Origin of the sequence: Rhodanobacter lycopersici, from assembly GCF_040812335.1 — a bacterium.
GTDB lineage: Bacteria > Pseudomonadota > Gammaproteobacteria > Xanthomonadales > Rhodanobacteraceae > Rhodanobacter_A > Rhodanobacter_A lycopersici.
This window is the reverse complement of record NZ_JBFOHK010000006.1, coordinates 48,233-63,767: the sequence shown is the minus strand read 5'-3', so window position 1 is coordinate 63,767 and position 15,535 is coordinate 48,233. Positions and strand designations below refer to the sequence as shown.

Genomic DNA, 15,535 nt, shown 5'->3' with positions numbered 1-15,535 from the left:
AGCCGGCCGGATCGGTTATGAATCCGGCCCTCAACCACGCGGATGGTGCTGTGTATGCAGGCGCTTCAGGCCTTCCTTCGCGACCAGGGTGTAGATCTGGGTGGTACTGAGCGCGCTGTGGCCCAGCAGCATCTGCAATGCGCGCAGGTCGGCGCCGTGGTTGAGCAGATGGGTGGCGAAGGAGTGGCGCAGCACGTGCGGCGAGATGCGCCTGGCCTGGATGCCGACCTTCAGCGCATGACGCTTCACCAGGGTCCAGAACATCTGCCGCGTCATGCCCTCGCCGCGCTTGCTGAGGAACAGCGCCGCAGGCTGGCGGCCTTTCGCCAGCACGGGGCGTGCAACGGCGAGATAGCTCTCGATGTAACCCAGCGCCAGTTCGCCGACCGGCACCAGCCGATCCTTGCCGCCCTTGCCGGTGACGCGCAGCACACCCTGGCGCAGATTGAGCGCGGCGAGCGGCAGTTCCACCAGCTCGGACACGCGCAGGCCCGAGGCGTACATCAGCTCCAGCATCGCGCGGTCGCGCAGGCCCAGCGTGCTGTCGGTGTCCGGCGCGTTCAGCAGCGCCTCGATCTCGCGTTCGGCCAGCGCCTTGGGCAGGCTGCGCGGCATGCGCGGCCGCTCGATCAGCAGGGTGGGATCCTCGAAACCCGCCTGCTCGCGGGCGAGATGCGCGTAGTAGCGCCGGAACGCCGACTGCCGCCGCGCCATCGAGCGCACCGCGGCGCGCTGCGTGCCGTGGTATCCGGAAATGTCTTCGCGCCGCGCGTCGCGCAGCGAACGGCCGCGTCCGGCCAGCCAGCGCGCCAGTGCCTCGAGGTCGCGGCGGTAGGCCTCCAGCGTGCGATCGGCGAGGCCGTCCTCGGACCACACGCGCTCCAGGAACGCGTCGATGCTCGCGGCATCCGCTTCGGCGATACTGAGGGAACCTTCCTTCTTCATGCGCACGATGCTGGGCATCGCGCGCCGCGAGCGCAAGCGATGAATGTCACCACTCACCTGCCCTGTCCGCTGTGGCGCCGCCTGACCGCGCTGGTGTACGACCTGCTGATCGTGGTGGCGATCGTGATGGTGGTGGGCCTGCTGTGCCAGCTCGCCACCGGCGGCCGCCTGATCGAGACCGGCGCCCACACGGTGATCCCGCTCTGGTACCAGGTGCTGCAAGGCGCGGTGGTAGCCGCCTACTTCGTCGCCTCGTGGCGACGCGGTGGGCAGACGCTGGGCATGCGGCCGTGGCGCATCCGGGTGAGCCGCGACGACGGCGGCACGATCAGCCTGCAGCAGGCCGGGATCCGCGTGCTGGTTGCCGCCGCGCCACTGCTGCTGCTCGCGCTGGAACCCACGATCGGCCTGCGCGCCACGCTGTGGACGGTGTTCGGCGCATGGGCGCTGTGGTTCGCCGTGGCACTGCTCGACCCGCGCCGCCGTGCCCTGCACGACCTCGCCGCGGATACCGAGCTGCGCCGGATCGATTGAGCGGATCGACTGCGCTCAGCGCGCCTTCCAGCCGGCGACGGCCCAGGTGGCGGAATCGCCGGCTTCGGTGTAGCTGGCCGGCGCCAATCGCGTGATGCGCCCCGCCGGCCCCGCACCGGAGCGCGGCCACCGTTCGAGCATCGACAGCACGCCGCCGAGCGCCGTCAGGTACACCCGCTTGGCATGACGCTTGGCTTCCGGCAGGCCACTGCTGCGGGAACACAGCTCGTCGACGTAGCCGCCCCAGTTCGAGCGATCGAGCACGTTCTGGCAGATCGAGATCGACGGCGACAGCGCCCGTGCACCATGCCACCAGCGCGAGGGCACGAACACCATGTCGCCCGGATGCAGCACGGTGTAGTACTGGGTGGCCTGCGCATAGAGCGGGAACCGTTGCATGTCGACGCGCTGCACGTCCGGAATCGTCGACTGGTTCGGCATGCCCGGCTTCGGATACATGAAAGCGGCATCCTCCGGCGGATACAGGATGAACTCCTTGTCGCCGTAGATTTCGGTGATCGTCGCGTGCGCGTTCTCCAGGTCGTAGTGCAGGAACGGAAAGCGGCCGCCGACGCCGCCGATCAGCAGCTTGAGATAGCCGTCCGGCCGACGCCACTGCCGCGGCATCAGCGGACTGGCCAGGCGTCGCGGGAACGCATAGGGGTTCAGCGGTTCAAGGTCCGGCAGCAGCTCCGGCAGGTGCGGGCCGATGAACAGCCGGTACATGTAGGGGCCGGGCGCATCCTCGCGCGAGGCCAGCACCGCGTCGATGAAGTCGGCGAACGCCATCTGCTCGCTGGGGCTGACCTGGATGCGTTTCGCGCCGAAGCGTTCGCGGAAATACTCCGGCGTCCACCGCTGCCGCGCCGGGCAGGTCTGCAGTGTGTTCTCCACCACCACCGGGCGATTGCGCGCGATGTAGTCGCGCACGAAGTCCGGATACGGCAGGTCCGCGGCAGTCCGTCGCTCCAGCACGACCCGGCGCTGCGCCCGGATTTCCGGACGTGTCTGCGTATCGATGTCCACCGCGCCCATGTCGATTCGCCCCCTGTGCGAAGCAGCCGCGAGCCACCTGCCGGTGCGCTACGCAACAAAATCCCGACGCCGGAGCGCGACGCTACGCGCGCCGCCGGACGGCGTCAACGCGGTCATGCGCGGGATGCCGTACCAGGCAGGCATCGTCAGGGCGCGACTGGCGGCCGATGCCGCGCGGCGCAACTCAACTCCTTGATCGTCTTGGCGATCCCGCCTGCGGCATTGCAACACAAGAAACCGCGAACGGCGCTAAGATGGCGTGTTTTTCGCCAACGCCGGTCGTCCCAATGCTCTATCAGATCCACGAGTGGCAACGTGCCTTCCTCGGTCCGCTCAGCCATTTCGCCGACGCCGGCGCGCAGATGCTCAACGATGCGAACAACCCGTTCGCCGCGTGGCCCGGCACGCAACGGCTGGCCGCCGGTTACGAGCTGATCCACCGCCTCGGCAAGGATTACGAAAAGCCCGCCTTCGGCATCCACCAGGTCGAGGCGCACGGCTACGAGATCGCGGTGATCGAACGCGTGGCGCTGGACACGCCGTTCTGCCAGCTGAAGCGCTTCAAGCGCTTCAGCGACGACCAGGCCACCATCGAGACGATGAAGACCGACCCGGTGGTGCTGGTGGTGGCGCCGCTGTCCGGCCATCACGCCACCCTGTTGCGCGACACCGTGCGCACGCTGCTGCGCGACCACAAGGTGTACATCACCGACTGGGTGGACGCGCGCATGGTGCCGGCCGAGGCCGGCCCGTTCGGGTTGGACGACTACGTGGCGCTGATCGAGCGCTTCATCCGGCACATCGGCGCAGAGTCGCTGCACGTGGTCTCGGTATGCCAACCCACCGTGCCGGTGCTGGCGGCGGTGTCGCTGATGGCCGCGCGCGGCGAAACCACACCGCGCAGCCTCACCATGATGGGCGGCCCGATCGACCCGCGGCGCAGCCCCACCAGCGTCAACAACCTCGCCACCACCCAGCCGCTGTCCTGGTTCAAGGGCAACGTGATCCACACCGTGCCGCCGAACTACCCGGGCCGCGGCCGCGAGGTGTATCCCGGCTTCCTGCAGCACGCCGGCTTCATCGCGATGAATCCCGGCCGCCATCTGCAGTCGCACTGGGACTTCTACCAGAACCTGCTGCGCGGCGACCTGGACGATGCCGAGTCGCACCGCAAGTTCTACGACGAGTACAACGCCGTGCTGGACATGCCGGCGGAGTTCTACCTCGACACCATCGCCAGCGTGTTCCAGCAGTTCCAGTTGCCACGCGGGCTGTGGGATGTGCGTGGCGAGCGGGTGAATCCCGCCGCGATCACGCGCAGTGCCCTGCTCACCGTCGAGGGCGAGCTGGACGACATCTCCGGCCTCGGCCAGACCCAGGCCGCACACGACCTGTGCAGCAACATCCCGGCGAAGTGCCGCGCACACCGCGTGATCGAAGGCGCCGGCCACTACGGCATCTTCAGCGGCCGGCGCTGGCGCGAGATCGTCTACCCGCAGGTGCGCGACTTCATCCGCAAGGCCGACAGGGCGGCCTGAGCAGGCAGTCCGCCCCGCTCTCAGTCACGACACGTGGGTGACAGCCGTCACTGACGGTGCCGCGTCCTGTGCCCACAAAATCCTCGCACCCGGCCCGCGGCACATCCGCTCGCGTCGGGCCAGCCGAGGATCGCACCATGTCGATGCTGTTTGAAAACGTGAACGAGGCGAACGTGGCGCGCCTGCGCAGCCGGCTCGTCGGCGCCAGCATCATGGCGGTCGGCGGTACGGCGTGGATCGTGGTGGCGCTGATCTACTGGCAGAACACGCCGGCATGGGCGCTCCCCACGGCGATTGTCGTTGGCGTTGCCCTGCTCGGCGTGTGCATCGCTCGCTTCCTTGCGACGCGCCGCATCCGCAGCGTTCGCAGCCCAACGGCAGCCGCCGCCGACAAACGCTCCCACCGGCGGTTCCTCGTCGTTTTTGCCGCGGAGATCGTGGGGATCATCGTGAGCGCGAACGTGCTGGCCTACCTCGGATATCCACTGTGGATCCCTGTGGCCGTCGCGCTGATCGTCGGCGCGCACTTCCTGCCGCTGGCCCGTGTGTTCGCCGCGCCGATCTATTACGGCACCGGCACCGTCAGCGTGCTGGGCGTGCTGGGCTGCCTGCTGATACACGACGTGGCGGTGCGTCTCTTGGGCGTGGGACTGACGATGGCTGTCGTGTTGTGGATCACGTCATCCCTGGTGCTGTGGCGCACGCGCCAAGGCTGATCTCGTCAGAAGCCGCCCCACAGCACGCGGTCGAGGTTCGCGTCCAGCCCGAACGCGGACAGCGCGACGCGGCCATTTTTCACTTCCACGCCTTCGGCACGCAGCCGTCGCACCTGTTCGCGGAAGCCACGGCTGCCTTTCGGCAGGGCGATCTCGCCCGAGGCACGCAGCACACGGAACCAGGGCAGTTCCATGCCATCCGGCACCTCGCCCAGCAGCCTGCCGACCAGTCTCGCCCGCCCCGGCAGGCCGGCTCGGGCGGCGATGGCGCCGTAGCTGGCCACGCGGCCGGGCGGGATCGCGGCGATGGCGGCGTAGACGCGGGCGTGGCTGTCTTGCATGGCGATAACAGGGCCTTGACCAAGGCTTGCGGCGGACGTGTCAGAGTAGCAGGGCCATTGGCCAGCCGCGGGGCGCCCCATGCACCATTTCGAAGCCGTGCGTTCCCACCTGGGCAGCCTGCACGGGCTGCGCCAGAACGATCCCTACCTGATCAGCTTCGACCTGACCCTGCCGCACGGTCGCCACCAGGGCATCTACCTGGCCGAGCTGGAAGCGGAGTCCGGCCGCCGCTACCTGCGCATCTCCACCCCGGTCGGCCCGCTGGCGGGCACCGACCCGCAACGCTGCCTGCGCTTCAACTGGGCGCAGCGCTGCGGCTTTCTCGCCGTGGCCGACCTGGATGGCGCGCCCTACCTGCACCTGTGCGAGAACCGCCCGTACGAGCTGCTCGACGAGAGCGAGCTGCATCGCGTGATCATCGAGCTGGGCAGCCTCGGCGACCAGCTCGAACAGCTGGTCGCCAGTAGCAGCGACGCGTTCTAGTTCCAGGAAGTGCCAGGCCTCAAATCCAGAGGCGGGCCGCCTCGACGAAGCACCACGCGATCAGCGCGGTGATCGGCAGGGTGAGGATCCACGCCCATACCATGCGCTCCACCACCGACCACCTGATGGCGTTGGAACGCTTGGCCGAACCCACGCCCATGATCGCCGAGGACACCACGTGGGTGGTGGACACCGGCAGACCGAACGCGGAGGCGGCCAGGATCACGATGGCCGAGCTGCCTTCGGCGGCGAAGCCGTTGATCGGGTGCAGCTTCACCATCTTGTGGCCCAGCGTCTTGATGATGCGCCAGCCGCCGCCGGCGGTGCCGCCGGCCATGGTCAGCGCGCACACCACCGCCACCCACGCCGGCACCGCGAAGCCGCCGGCGGTGGATTCGTGGATGCGCAGGAAATGCAGCCACACCGGCAGATGGTCGAACTGCCCCGCCGCGGTGGCGCTGGCCAGCGCCAGCGCGATGATGCCCATGCTCTTCTGTGCGTCGTTCATGCCATGCGCCAGACCCATCGCGCTGGCCGAGGCGATCTGCGCCTTGCCGAAGAAGCCGTTGACGAAGGGCGTGCGGCCGAGCAGATGCAACCAGCCGCTGCGGCGCGAGAACCACGCCAGCAGTGCGTACAGCCCGCCCATCAGCAGGAAGCCGATCACCAGGCCCGCGAACGGCGACAGCACCATCGGCACCACCACCTTGGGTATCACGCCCTTGCCCAGCCACCAGTGCGCGCCGCCCTGCGCCCAGATCACCGCGTTGAAGTGACCGCCCGTCTCGGCGATCGCCGCACCCACCAGCGCGCCCACCAGGGCATGGCTGGAGCTGGACGGCAGGCCCAGCCACCAGGTGATGAGGTTCCACACGATCGCCGCCAGCAATGCACAGATCAGCAGTTGCGGCCCGGCCTCGACCACGCCGGTGTTGACGATGCCGGCGGCGATGGTGGCCGCCACCGCAGTACCCCACAGCGCGCCGATCAGGTTGGTCACCGCGGCCAGCAGCACCGCCTGGCCGGGCGTGAGCACCTTGGTCGCCACCACCGTGGCGATCGAGTTGGCGGTGTCGTGAAATCCGTTGATGTAGGTGAAGGCGAGCGCGATCGCCACCACCACCACGACCAGTCCGAGGCTCATGAGTTCTTCAGCACGATCGAGTAGACGATGTTGCCGACGTCGCGGCACTTGTCGATCGCCTTCTCGATCAGCTCGAACAGATCCTTTGCCAGCATCGCCTTCATCGCGTCGTTGCCATCGACGTAGAGCGTGCGGTACGGCGCCAGCAGCATGCGGTCGCCTTCGGATTCCAGCGCCTGCAGGCGGTCCTGCAGTTTCTTCACCGGGTCGATGCGCAGGCCGCGGCGCAGCTCGCCGATCATCTCGGCCACCACCGTGGTGGAGCGCTCCAGCACCAGCGCGCGCTGGCCGAAGTCCACGCCCTGCAGGCGCGCAGCCACGATGTCGTAGCGCTCGGCGAACTTCTCCACCGACTTGGGGATCTTGTACAGCGCCGAGTTCAGCGCCTCGATGTCTTCGCGATCCAGCGCGGTGACGAAGGTGTTCACCAGCTCCTCGCTGATCTGCGCGGCCAACGCCTTCTCGCGCGCACGGGTGGCGGCGAACGCGGCCATCACCGGCGCGTGGTCGGCCTGGGTGACCAGTGCGTGCAACGCCTTGGCGCTCTCGTGCGCCGCCTCGGCGCTCTGCTCCAGCAGGCCGTAGAACTTGTCGCCTTTGCCGAAGATCGTCTGCAGTGAAAACATGCGGGCCAGCCTGAGGGTCGAATGGCGGCGATGTTACAGGACAGTTACCCCGCATCGCAGCATGAAGATGGCCGCAGCCCCGCGAAGCGGCGGTCGGCCCAGCCAACCGCGTACCCGGCTGGAATGCCGCTCCGCCAGTACGACCAGATGTTGCGCACGATGCCGCCGCCTCGTCCGGACCGGGCCATGGAGCGTCACGCGGCGCTGCCGCTACACTCCGGTTCCATGCACCCCTCCCCGCTGTCCCCGCGATGCTGACCGAAATCGCGCTCGTCATCGTGCTCGCCCTGTGCAACGGCTTCTTCGCGCTGTCCGAAATGGCCCTGGTCGCCTCGCGCAAGAGCCGCCTGAAGCAGATGGCGCGCAGCAGCCGGCGCGCCGCCGTGGCGCTGCGACATGCGGAGAAGCCGGAATATTTCCTCTCCACCATCCAGGTCGGCATCACCCTGCTGATGCTGGTCACCGGTGCGGTGGCCGGCGACGCGCTGGGCGCGCACATCGCGATGCTGCTGCACGGCGGCCGGGCCGCATGGCTGGAACCCTACGCGCGGGTGGTCGGCGTGGTGCTGGGCTTCGTGCTGATCTCCTTCATCCAGATCGTGGTGGGCGAACTGGTGCCCAAGCGCCTCGCACTGTCCGCGCCGGAGAAGCTCTCCAGCATCGTGGCGATCCCGATGCTGGTGCTGTCGCGCGCCACTGCACCGTTCGTGTGGTTGCTCAATGCCGCCAGCAACCTGCTGCTGCGCCTGCTGGGCGTGCGCAGCCACGGCCACGCCGCCGCCACCGAGGAAGAGATCCGTCTGTTGGTGGCCGAAAGCGCCGAACAGGGCGTGCTGGATGCGGACGAACACGCCATGGTCAACCGCGTGCTGCGCCTGGGCGACCGCAGCGTGGACAGCGTGATGACGCCGCGCGTGCGCATCGCCTGGCTGGACATGGCCGCGCCGCGCGAAGAGAACGTGGAAGTGCTGCGGCAGACGCCGTACTCGCGCTACCCGGTCTACCGCGGCGACGAAAGCGAGGTGGTGGGCGTGGTCGAAGTGAAGCGCCTGCTGCAGTCCTTCGCCGAAGGCCGCCCGCAATTGTTCGATCACCTTGCCAAGCCGCTGTACGTGCCCGCCACCGCGCGCGCGCTCGACCTGCTGGAGGAGTTCCGCGACGCGGAAACCCCGCTGGCCCTGGTGGTGGACGAGTACGGTGACATCGAGGGCCTGATCACGGTCAACGACCTGCTCGCCGCCGTGGTGGGCACCAGCCAGCTCGGCCACGGCCATGGCGATGCCGACGCGGAAGCACCCATCGTCCAGCGCGCCGACGGCAGCTGGCTGGTCGACGGCAGCCTGGCCACCGACGATCTGCGCGAGCTCCTGCAACTCGACCATCTGCCCGGCGAGAGCGAGCATGACTTCCGCACCGCGGCCGGCATGGTGATGGCCGCGCTGGGCCACATCCCGCAGACCGGCGAGGTGTTCGCCTGGCAGGGCATCCGCTTCGAAGTGGTGGACCTGGACGGCGCGCGCATCGACAAGCTGCTGGTCACCCGCACGCCGAAGCAGGACAACGCGGACGATGCGGAAGGCTGACCTCCGCACGGCCGTAGGAGCGGCTTCAGCCGCGATTGCTGCATGATTATCGCAATGCCGGTCGCGGCTGAAGCCGCTCCTACCGCTTGCCGCCCGCCAGCTGCGCCATCCGTTGCGCATCGGCCAGTATCCCATGCAACACGCGCAGCTCGCGCTGGTCGGGCTGCGCGCGCTGGAACAGCCTGCGCAGCCTCAGCATGATCGTGGTCGGCTCGCGGCCCTTGTGGAAATCGATGTCATCCAGCGTCTGCGCCAGATGCGCATAGAAGCGCTCCATCTGCGCCGCATCGGCCGGCGGCTCGTCGTGTTCCGGCGGCGGCGCGGGCAATTCGTCGCCGAGCAGGGCCAGGCGCAACTCGTAGGCCATCACCTGCACCGCCTGCGCCAGGTTCAGCGAGCTGAAGTCGTCCACGCTGGGGATGCGCACCATCGCGTGGCAGCGCGCCAGCTCCTCGTTCTCCAGCCCGGTGCGCTCGTTGCCGAACACCAGCGCCACCTGCCCGCCGCGCGCGGCGGCGGCCAGCGCCTGCGCCACGCCTTCGCGCGGAGTCAGCTCCGGCAGGTTCACCCCGCGCCGGCGTGCCGACAGGCCCAACGCGAAACTGCAGCCGGCGAGGCTGTCCACCAGTTCCGCATGCACGCCCGCAGCCGCCAGCACATCGTCCGCACCTGCCGCCAGCGCGTTTGCTTCGCGATCGGGAAAGTGGTGCGGCGCCACCAGTTCCATCCGCGTGAGGCCCATCGTGCGGATCGCCCGCGCCGCGCTGCCGATGTTGCCGGGATGCGAGGTGCGCACCAGCACGAAGCGGAAAAGCGGGGCGAGTTCGAGCGGATTCATGGGCACGGCCGGATGCGGGCAGACCGCCTAGGATACGGCAACACCCGCAGTGCACGATCCGCCTCTGCTAGAATCGCCGGCCGCAACCCGTTCTTTCGACAGCCGAAGCCATGACCCGACCCGCCATCACCATCGCGGTGCGCGCCGCGCGCGCCGCCGGCAACGTGATCCTGCGCTACATGAACCGCATCGACGGCCTCACCGTCGTCGAGAAGCAGCGCATGGACTTCGCCTCCGAGGTCGACAAGCTGGCCGAGGCCGAGATCGTCAAGGAACTGCGCCGCGCCTACCCCGACCACGGCATCCTCGCCGAGGAAAGCGGCGCCATCGGCAAGAAGGGGCCGCTCACCTGGGTGATCGACCCGCTGGACGGTACCCACAACTACCTGCGCGGCATCCCGCATTTCAGCGTGTCCATTGCCATGCTCGACAAGGGCGTGCCGGTCTACGGCGTGGTGTTCGACCCGCTGCGCGGCGAGCTGTTCACCGCCAGCAAGGGCGACGGCGCCTACCTCAACGACCGCCGCATCCGCGTCAGCAAGCGCGAGAACCTGGGCGGCGCGATGATCGCCACCGGCTTCCCGTATCGTCAGCGCGCACATCTGGACGCACAGCTGGCGATGACCCGCGCCCTGCTCGGCCAGGCCGAGGACATCCGCCGCTCCGGCTCCGCCGCGCTGGACCTCGCCTATACCGCTGCCGGCCGCTACGACGGCTACTTCGAGATCGGCCTCAAGCCCTGGGACATGGCCGCGGGCGTGCTGCTGGTGCACGAGGCGGGCGGCCGCTACGGCGACTTCGCCGGCCGCGACGGCATCCCCGCAAGCGGCAACCTCATCGCCGGCAACCTCAACGTGGCGAAGGCGATGACCGATGCGATCGGCGCGCATGCCACGCCGGACTTGCTGAAGGCCTGACTCAACGCATGTCCTGCGGGACTGCCCTCGCCCGGCACGCGACACGTCCCAACGCGAACAGTACGGGCATTGCCACCAGCAAGCCGACGACTACCAGCGGTCCTGCCCAGCGGAACATCCGAGGTTCGATGGCGTGCTCCGCCAGCGCCTGCTGCAAGTACAACAGCCCAAGCGGCAGGTTCAGCAGCAGCGCCGTGGCGGTGCCTGGCATATAGCGGCGCAAAGCGACAGTGGCAAGCGCGTGCGGCATCAGGACGTTCAGCAGCATGGCCAACGCATAGCCCGCCATCAGATACGCCGCCACGCCACCCGGCTGCGACATCGTGGCCGACAGGGTCAGAACAACGAAAGCTAGCGACAGCGCACCCGCGGCGAAGCGGAACACCGGCGCCGGCACCCGCACCGGACGATACCAGCGCATCGCCCGCATCGACCACGTCGGCAGCCAGAGCGCCTCTTCGAGGTTGTGCAGCAGTACGCGGCCGGTGAACAACCAAGCCAGCGTGTTCAGTGTCACGGTCAGGACTCAGCGCGACCGGATTCACGCAGCAAGCCGCGCAGGAACGGAATCGTCACCCGCCGCTGTGCCGCCAGCGATGCCTGGTCGAGCTTGTCGAGCAGGTCCAGCAGCGCGCCGAGGTCGCGGGTGTGGCGGGCAAACAGCCAGTCCAGCACGGAGTCGTCCAGCTCGATGCCGCGCAGGCCGGCCTGCGCCTTGAGCACCTCGCGGCGCTCGGCATCGTCCAGCGGCTTCAGCGCGAACTGGGTACAGGCGCCGAGGCGCGAGCGCAGGTCGGGCAGGACCAGGCCAAGCTGCTGGGGCACGGCTTCGGCGGCGAACAGCAGGGCGGTCCCTTCGGCCTTGGCGCGGTTGTAGAGGTCGAACAGCGCGTGTTCGGCCCCGCGCTCGCCAGCGATGGCACCGAGGTCGTCCAGCGCCAGCAGCGCGCCACCGGCCACGCCGCGGATCGCGGCGCCGCAGTCGGCGATCCGCGCCAGCGGCAGGTACTGCACGCCGCGGCCGGCTTCGCCGGCGGCCTGGCAGGCCGCCATCAGCAGGTGGCTCTTGCCGCTGCCCGCGGGACCGTGCAGGTACAGCCACGGCGCGCCGGGCGCACGCGCCAGCGCCTCGACGGCAGCGAGCGCGGCGGCGTTGGCGCCGGCGTGGAAATGTTCGAAGCGCTGGCGCCGTGGCCAACGCAGGGTGAGCGGCAGTTGCGGAATCATGGCTTCGCGGGCGGTTCGTGCGGCGGCGGTTCGATCACCGTCTCGGTCTCCACCGTGCCGGCAGTGGTACTCACCGCGACATCGATTTCGGTGACCGCTTCATGGATGGCGGGATCGGCCTCGCCTTCCTCGGTGTACAGCTCACTGTGACGGTAACGTTCCATCAGGTAGCGCAGCAGCACCACCGCCACCGAAGCGGCCGGCAGCGCCAGCAGCACGCCGATGAAGCCGAACAGCTCGCCGCCGGCCAGCACCGCGAAGATCACCGCCACCGGGTGCAGGCCGATCTTCTCGCCCACCAGCTTGGGCACCAGCACGTAGCCTTCCAGCAGCTGGCCCACCACGAACACGCCGCAGACGGTCAGCGCGTGCTTCCAGTCGCCGTACTGCACCAGCGCGGCGATGATCGCGGCGCCGAAGCCGGTGATGAAACCCAGGTACGGCACGAAGCTCAGCAGGCCCGCGATCATGCCGATCAGCGCGCCCACCGACAGCCCCGCGACCAGCGACAACGTGCCGCCGTAGTACACGCCCAGCGCCAGCATCACCAGCAGCTGGCCGCGCACGAAGGCGCCGAGCACCGCATCCGACTCACGCGCGAGGTGGGCGATGGTGGGTTCGACCGAGCGCGGCAGCATGCGGTCGATCGCCGCCACCAGCCGGCCCCAGTCGCGCAGCAGGTAGAACGCCACCACCGGGATCAGCACCAGGTTGGTGAGCCACAACACCACGCCCAGACCCGAGCGCGAGACCTTGCCCAGCACCTGGCCGGCGATGCCGCCGACCGAGCCGATGTGTTCCTTGAGCGTGGCGATCAACCGGTCGCTGTCGAAGGTGCGCGGATCGAGGTGCAATTTCGCCTGCAGCCACGGCCAGGCGGTGTGCTCGGCCCAGTCCACGTAGCGCGGCACGTTCTGGATCAGGTTCTCGATCTGGTGCGAGATCAGCGGGATCAGCAGCAGCAAGGCGCCGCCCAATGCCAGCATCAGCACCAGGAACACGATGCTCACCGCCAGCGTGCGGCCCATGTGCAGGCGTTCCAGCCGGTCGGCCAGCGGGTCGCCGAGGTAGGCCAGCATCGCGGCCACCACGAACGGCATCAGCATCGGTCCCAGCCGCCACAGCATGAAGGCGATGACCGCGACGATCGCCAGCATCTGCCAGCGACGATGGTTCTCCTGCGTCATCATGGCGACACCCAGTGGAAAGCCGGCTCTTTATGGCAAGTCCGCACACGGATGTGCGGGGTTTTGCGAGGGATTCGCACATGTCCGCACACGGATGTGCGGTCTTGCGCGAGGGGCTCGCATACAGAATACAGATCAGTGCAGCCAGCGCAGGCTCGCATCGGTGCCCGGGTGCGCAGGTGCGCGGATCAACCGCCCGCTGGCGGCGAGGTTCGCGGCCAGCGCATCGGCCGGCATCGCCGACTTGACCTCGAACAGCATGCCGTCGTTCTCCGCGCCCAGCGTGGCGACGCTGCGCACCGAGGGATCGGAGCGCAGCACGTTGAGCAGGCTGGCGTAGTCCATCGCGCTGCCCAGCCCGCTCACCCACAGTTTCTCGTCGCTGACCGTGGCGCCGATCACGTTGAGCTGCTGGCCGATGCGGTCGACCGTGCCGTTGCCGGCATCGGCCAGCAGCGCGTCCTCGGTGGCGGCCTTGTCGGTCCAGCGCTGTGCCTTGCCGCCGGAGACCAGGGTCCAGTCGGCGCTGCCATTGTGCAGGCTGCCCAGCAGCACCAGGCCGGTGCGGTACTGCTGGTTGATCGCCACCAGCGTGGCGGGATCGGCGGCATCCACCTTGGCCGGATCCGGCGCGTTCGCGGGATCGACATAGGCCACGTCGTAGCCACGCGCAGCCGCCGCGCCGGCGAGGCTGGCCAGTGCTGCCTTGTCCAGCAGCTGGCCGTCGCTGCCGCGCACCATCAGCAGCACCGGCGGCCTGCCCACCGAGCTGCCCACCACGCCCAGCGTGGACACCAGGTGGCGCACCGCACCGGGCTCGAAGTCCACGGTGAGGCTCATGCCGGTGGCGGCGCGCGCGTACTGGAAGTGGCGCACCAGTGCGGCGGCATTCTTCAGCGCGTCGTCGTAACCCGCGTTGCCGCGCAGGTCCTGTCCACCAGCCACCCGCGCCAGCACCTGGCTGAGCGCGGTGGCGAACGCGTCGCTGCGCTGGGTGTCGCTGGTGTCGGGTACCGGCACCGTCACCGAATACGGCGAGGTGCCCTGCGCGCGCAATGCCGGCAGCGCGGCAAAGCCAAGCAGCAAGGCGACGGAGAGCAGGCGTAGCAGACGCATCGGGGGCAGGCGCATCGGCGGGACACTAGTCGGGGAATACCGTGGAAGTCTGCCCAATCGCCCTCCCGACGTCCATGCCGCGGGCCACGGAATCGGCCGCCGCCGCACCCGTTCGGCCACCGGCGACGCCCCGCATGCAGTAGAATTGCGCGTTTCCCATCGCCGGTTCCCGCCATGTCCGACGCCCTCACCTACCGTGCCGCCGGGGTCGATATCGACGCCGGCAATGCCCTGGTCGAACGCATCAAGCCGCTGGTGAAGCGTACCAGCCGTCCCGAGGTGATGGGTGGGCTGGGCGGCTTCGGCGGCCTGTTCAACCTCGGCGGCAAGTACCGGGAACCAGTGCTGGTCTCCGGCACCGATGGCGTGGGCACCAAGCTCAAGCTCGCCCAGCAGCTGAATCGCCACGACACCATCGGCATCGACCTGGTGGGCATGTGCGTGAACGACGTGCTGGTACAGGGCGCCGAGCCGCTGTTCTTCCTCGACTACTTCGCCACCGGCAAGCTGGACGTGGATACCGCCGCTGCCGTGGTCGGCGGCATCGCCAGAGGCTGTGAACTGGCCGGTTGCGCCCTGATCGGCGGCGAGACCGCCGAGATGCCCGACATGTATCCGCCCGGCGAATACGACCTCGCCGGCTTCACCGTGGGTGCGGTGGAGAAGTCGCAGCTGCTCTCCGGCGACGGCATCGTGGCCGGCGACGTGGTGCTGGGCGTGGCCTCCAGCGGCCCGCACTCCAACGGCTATTCGCTGGTCCGGAAAATCCTCGAGCGCGCCGGCAGCCCGCTGGATCTCGACGTGGGTGGCGTGAAACTGGTCGATGCGCTGATGGCCCCCACCACGATCTACGTGAAGCCGATGCTGGAATTGATCGCCACGCAGGGCCCTGCCGTCCACGGCATGGCCCACATCACCGGCGGCGGCCTCAAGGAAAACATCATCCGCGTGGTACCCGACGGCCTCGGCCTCGCGCTGGACGCCGCCACGCTCACGCTGCCGCCGGTGTTCGACTGGCTGCAGCGCGAAGGCCAGGTGGCGCGCGAGGAAATGTGGCGCACCTTCAACTGCGGCGTGGGCTTCACCGTGATCCTGCCGCAGGGTGCAGTGGCGGTGGCTTCGGCCTTGCTGGCGAAGCACGGCCTCGCCAGCCGCGTGATCGGCGAAGTGATCGAGGCTGCTGGTGACGAGCGCGTCCAGATCGGCTGATGCCTGCCCACCTGACCACTTCCATCCGCTTGCTGCAACGTCATTCCGGGGAAAGCCGGAGGCGCTTTTCAACAGCCGCAGGCTGGTCATCCAGT

At 68.8% G+C, this 15,535-nt stretch carries 17 protein-coding genes; 7 read left to right on the top strand and 10 right to left on the bottom strand.

Translation table 11 applies throughout. The features are described 5' to 3' along the window. Positions 1-30 precede the first annotated feature (30 nt). Positions 31-945 (bottom strand): site-specific tyrosine recombinase XerD, encoded by a 915-nt coding sequence (gene xerD / locus ABQJ54_RS18160; RefSeq protein ID WP_367855740.1) that lies wholly within the window; start codon positions 943-945, stop codon positions 31-33. A gap of 39 nt (positions 946-984) precedes the next feature. On the opposite strand from xerD, the gene ABQJ54_RS18155 reads away from it, so the two are divergent. Continuing rightward, positions 985-1,479 carry an RDD family protein gene (locus ABQJ54_RS18155; RefSeq protein WP_367855739.1) on the top strand — a complete coding sequence of 165 codons (495 nt, stop codon included), beginning with the start codon at positions 985-987 and terminating at the stop codon, positions 1,477-1,479. Positions 1,480-1,494: 15 nt separating this feature from the next. Here ABQJ54_RS18155 and ABQJ54_RS18150 read toward each other — a convergent pair whose 3' ends face one another. Continuing rightward, entirely contained in the window at positions 1,495-2,514 is a 1,020-nt protein-coding gene (locus ABQJ54_RS18150) for a cupin-like domain-containing protein (RefSeq protein ID WP_367855738.1), read from the bottom strand. Positions 2,515-2,801: 287 nt separating this feature from the next. Here ABQJ54_RS18150 and ABQJ54_RS18145 point away from each other — a divergent pair, with 287 nt between their 5' ends. Next, the gene (locus tag ABQJ54_RS18145) at positions 2,802-4,052 is read left to right on the top strand and encodes a polyhydroxyalkanoate depolymerase (protein WP_367855737.1); all 1,251 of its coding nucleotides are present in this window, start codon (positions 2,802-2,804) and stop codon (positions 4,050-4,052) included. Positions 4,053-4,189: 137 nt separating this feature from the next. After that, a complete protein-coding gene (locus tag ABQJ54_RS18140; protein WP_367855736.1) occupies positions 4,190-4,768 on the top strand; it encodes a DUF7010 family protein in 579 nt (192 codons plus the stop codon). A gap of 5 nt (positions 4,769-4,773) precedes the next feature. On the opposite strand, the gene ABQJ54_RS18135 is transcribed toward ABQJ54_RS18140, so the two are convergent. Further along, on the bottom strand, positions 4,774-5,109 hold the full coding sequence (locus ABQJ54_RS18135; RefSeq protein ID WP_367855735.1) for an MGMT family protein: 336 nt from the start codon (positions 5,107-5,109) through the stop codon (positions 4,774-4,776). Between the two features lie 79 nt (positions 5,110-5,188). Here ABQJ54_RS18135 and ABQJ54_RS18130 point away from each other — a divergent pair, with 79 nt between their 5' ends. Further along, a complete protein-coding gene (locus ABQJ54_RS18130) occupies positions 5,189-5,593 on the top strand; it encodes a hypothetical protein (protein WP_367855734.1) in 405 nt (134 codons plus the stop codon). 19 nt (positions 5,594-5,612) lie between these two features. On the opposite strand, the gene ABQJ54_RS18125 is transcribed toward ABQJ54_RS18130, so the two are convergent. Then, on the bottom strand, positions 5,613-6,737 hold the full coding sequence (locus ABQJ54_RS18125) for an inorganic phosphate transporter (protein WP_367855733.1): 1,125 nt from the start codon (positions 6,735-6,737) through the stop codon (positions 5,613-5,615). After that, positions 6,734-7,363, bottom strand: coding sequence for a DUF47 domain-containing protein (locus tag ABQJ54_RS18120; RefSeq protein ID WP_367855732.1), 630 nt, complete (start codon positions 7,361-7,363; stop codon positions 6,734-6,736). Before ABQJ54_RS18120 ends, ABQJ54_RS18125 begins: the two co-directional genes overlap by 4 nt. A 251-nt stretch (positions 7,364-7,614) precedes the next feature. Between ABQJ54_RS18120 and ABQJ54_RS18115 the strand changes: the two genes are divergently transcribed. Then, the gene (locus ABQJ54_RS18115) at positions 7,615-8,946 is read left to right on the top strand and encodes a hemolysin family protein (RefSeq protein WP_367855731.1); all 1,332 of its coding nucleotides are present in this window, start codon (positions 7,615-7,617) and stop codon (positions 8,944-8,946) included. Positions 8,947-9,025: 79 nt separating this feature from the next. Here the strand turns inward: ABQJ54_RS18115 and ABQJ54_RS18110 are convergent, their stop codons facing one another. Continuing rightward, positions 9,026-9,784: an RNA methyltransferase gene (locus ABQJ54_RS18110; RefSeq protein WP_367855730.1), complete on the bottom strand. Its 759-nt coding sequence runs from the start codon at positions 9,782-9,784 to the stop codon at positions 9,026-9,028. Positions 9,785-9,894: 110 nt separating this feature from the next. Here ABQJ54_RS18110 and ABQJ54_RS18105 point away from each other — a divergent pair, with 110 nt between their 5' ends. Beyond that, positions 9,895-10,701 carry an inositol monophosphatase family protein gene (locus ABQJ54_RS18105; RefSeq protein ID WP_367855729.1) on the top strand — a complete coding sequence of 269 codons (807 nt, stop codon included), beginning with the start codon at positions 9,895-9,897 and terminating at the stop codon, positions 10,699-10,701. A 1-nt stretch (position 10,702) separates the two neighbouring features. Here ABQJ54_RS18105 and ABQJ54_RS18100 read toward each other — a convergent pair whose 3' ends face one another. The 4 genes from ABQJ54_RS18100 to ABQJ54_RS18085 all read right to left on the bottom strand — a co-directional run bounded on the left by ABQJ54_RS18100 (position 10,703) and on the right by ABQJ54_RS18085 (position 14,231). After that, positions 10,703-11,218, bottom strand: coding sequence for an HXXEE domain-containing protein (locus ABQJ54_RS18100; RefSeq protein ID WP_367855728.1), 516 nt, complete (start codon positions 11,216-11,218; stop codon positions 10,703-10,705). A gap of 2 nt (positions 11,219-11,220) precedes the next feature. After that, positions 11,221-11,928, bottom strand: a complete 708-nt coding sequence (hda, locus tag ABQJ54_RS18095) for a DnaA regulatory inactivator Hda (protein WP_367855727.1) — start codon at positions 11,926-11,928, stop codon at positions 11,221-11,223. Further along, entirely contained in the window at positions 11,925-13,115 is a 1,191-nt protein-coding gene (locus ABQJ54_RS18090; protein WP_367855880.1) for an AI-2E family transporter, read from the bottom strand. Before ABQJ54_RS18090 ends, hda begins: the two co-directional genes overlap by 4 nt. 135 nt (positions 13,116-13,250) lie before the next feature. Then, positions 13,251-14,231 (bottom strand): DUF8605 domain-containing protein, encoded by a 981-nt coding sequence (locus tag ABQJ54_RS18085; protein ID WP_367855726.1) that lies wholly within the window; start codon positions 14,229-14,231, stop codon positions 13,251-13,253. 174 nt (positions 14,232-14,405) lie between these two features. Between ABQJ54_RS18085 and purM the strand changes: the two genes are divergently transcribed. Then, positions 14,406-15,440, top strand: coding sequence for a phosphoribosylformylglycinamidine cyclo-ligase (gene purM / locus ABQJ54_RS18080; RefSeq protein ID WP_367855725.1), 1,035 nt, complete (start codon positions 14,406-14,408; stop codon positions 15,438-15,440). Positions 15,441-15,535 lie beyond the last annotated feature (95 nt).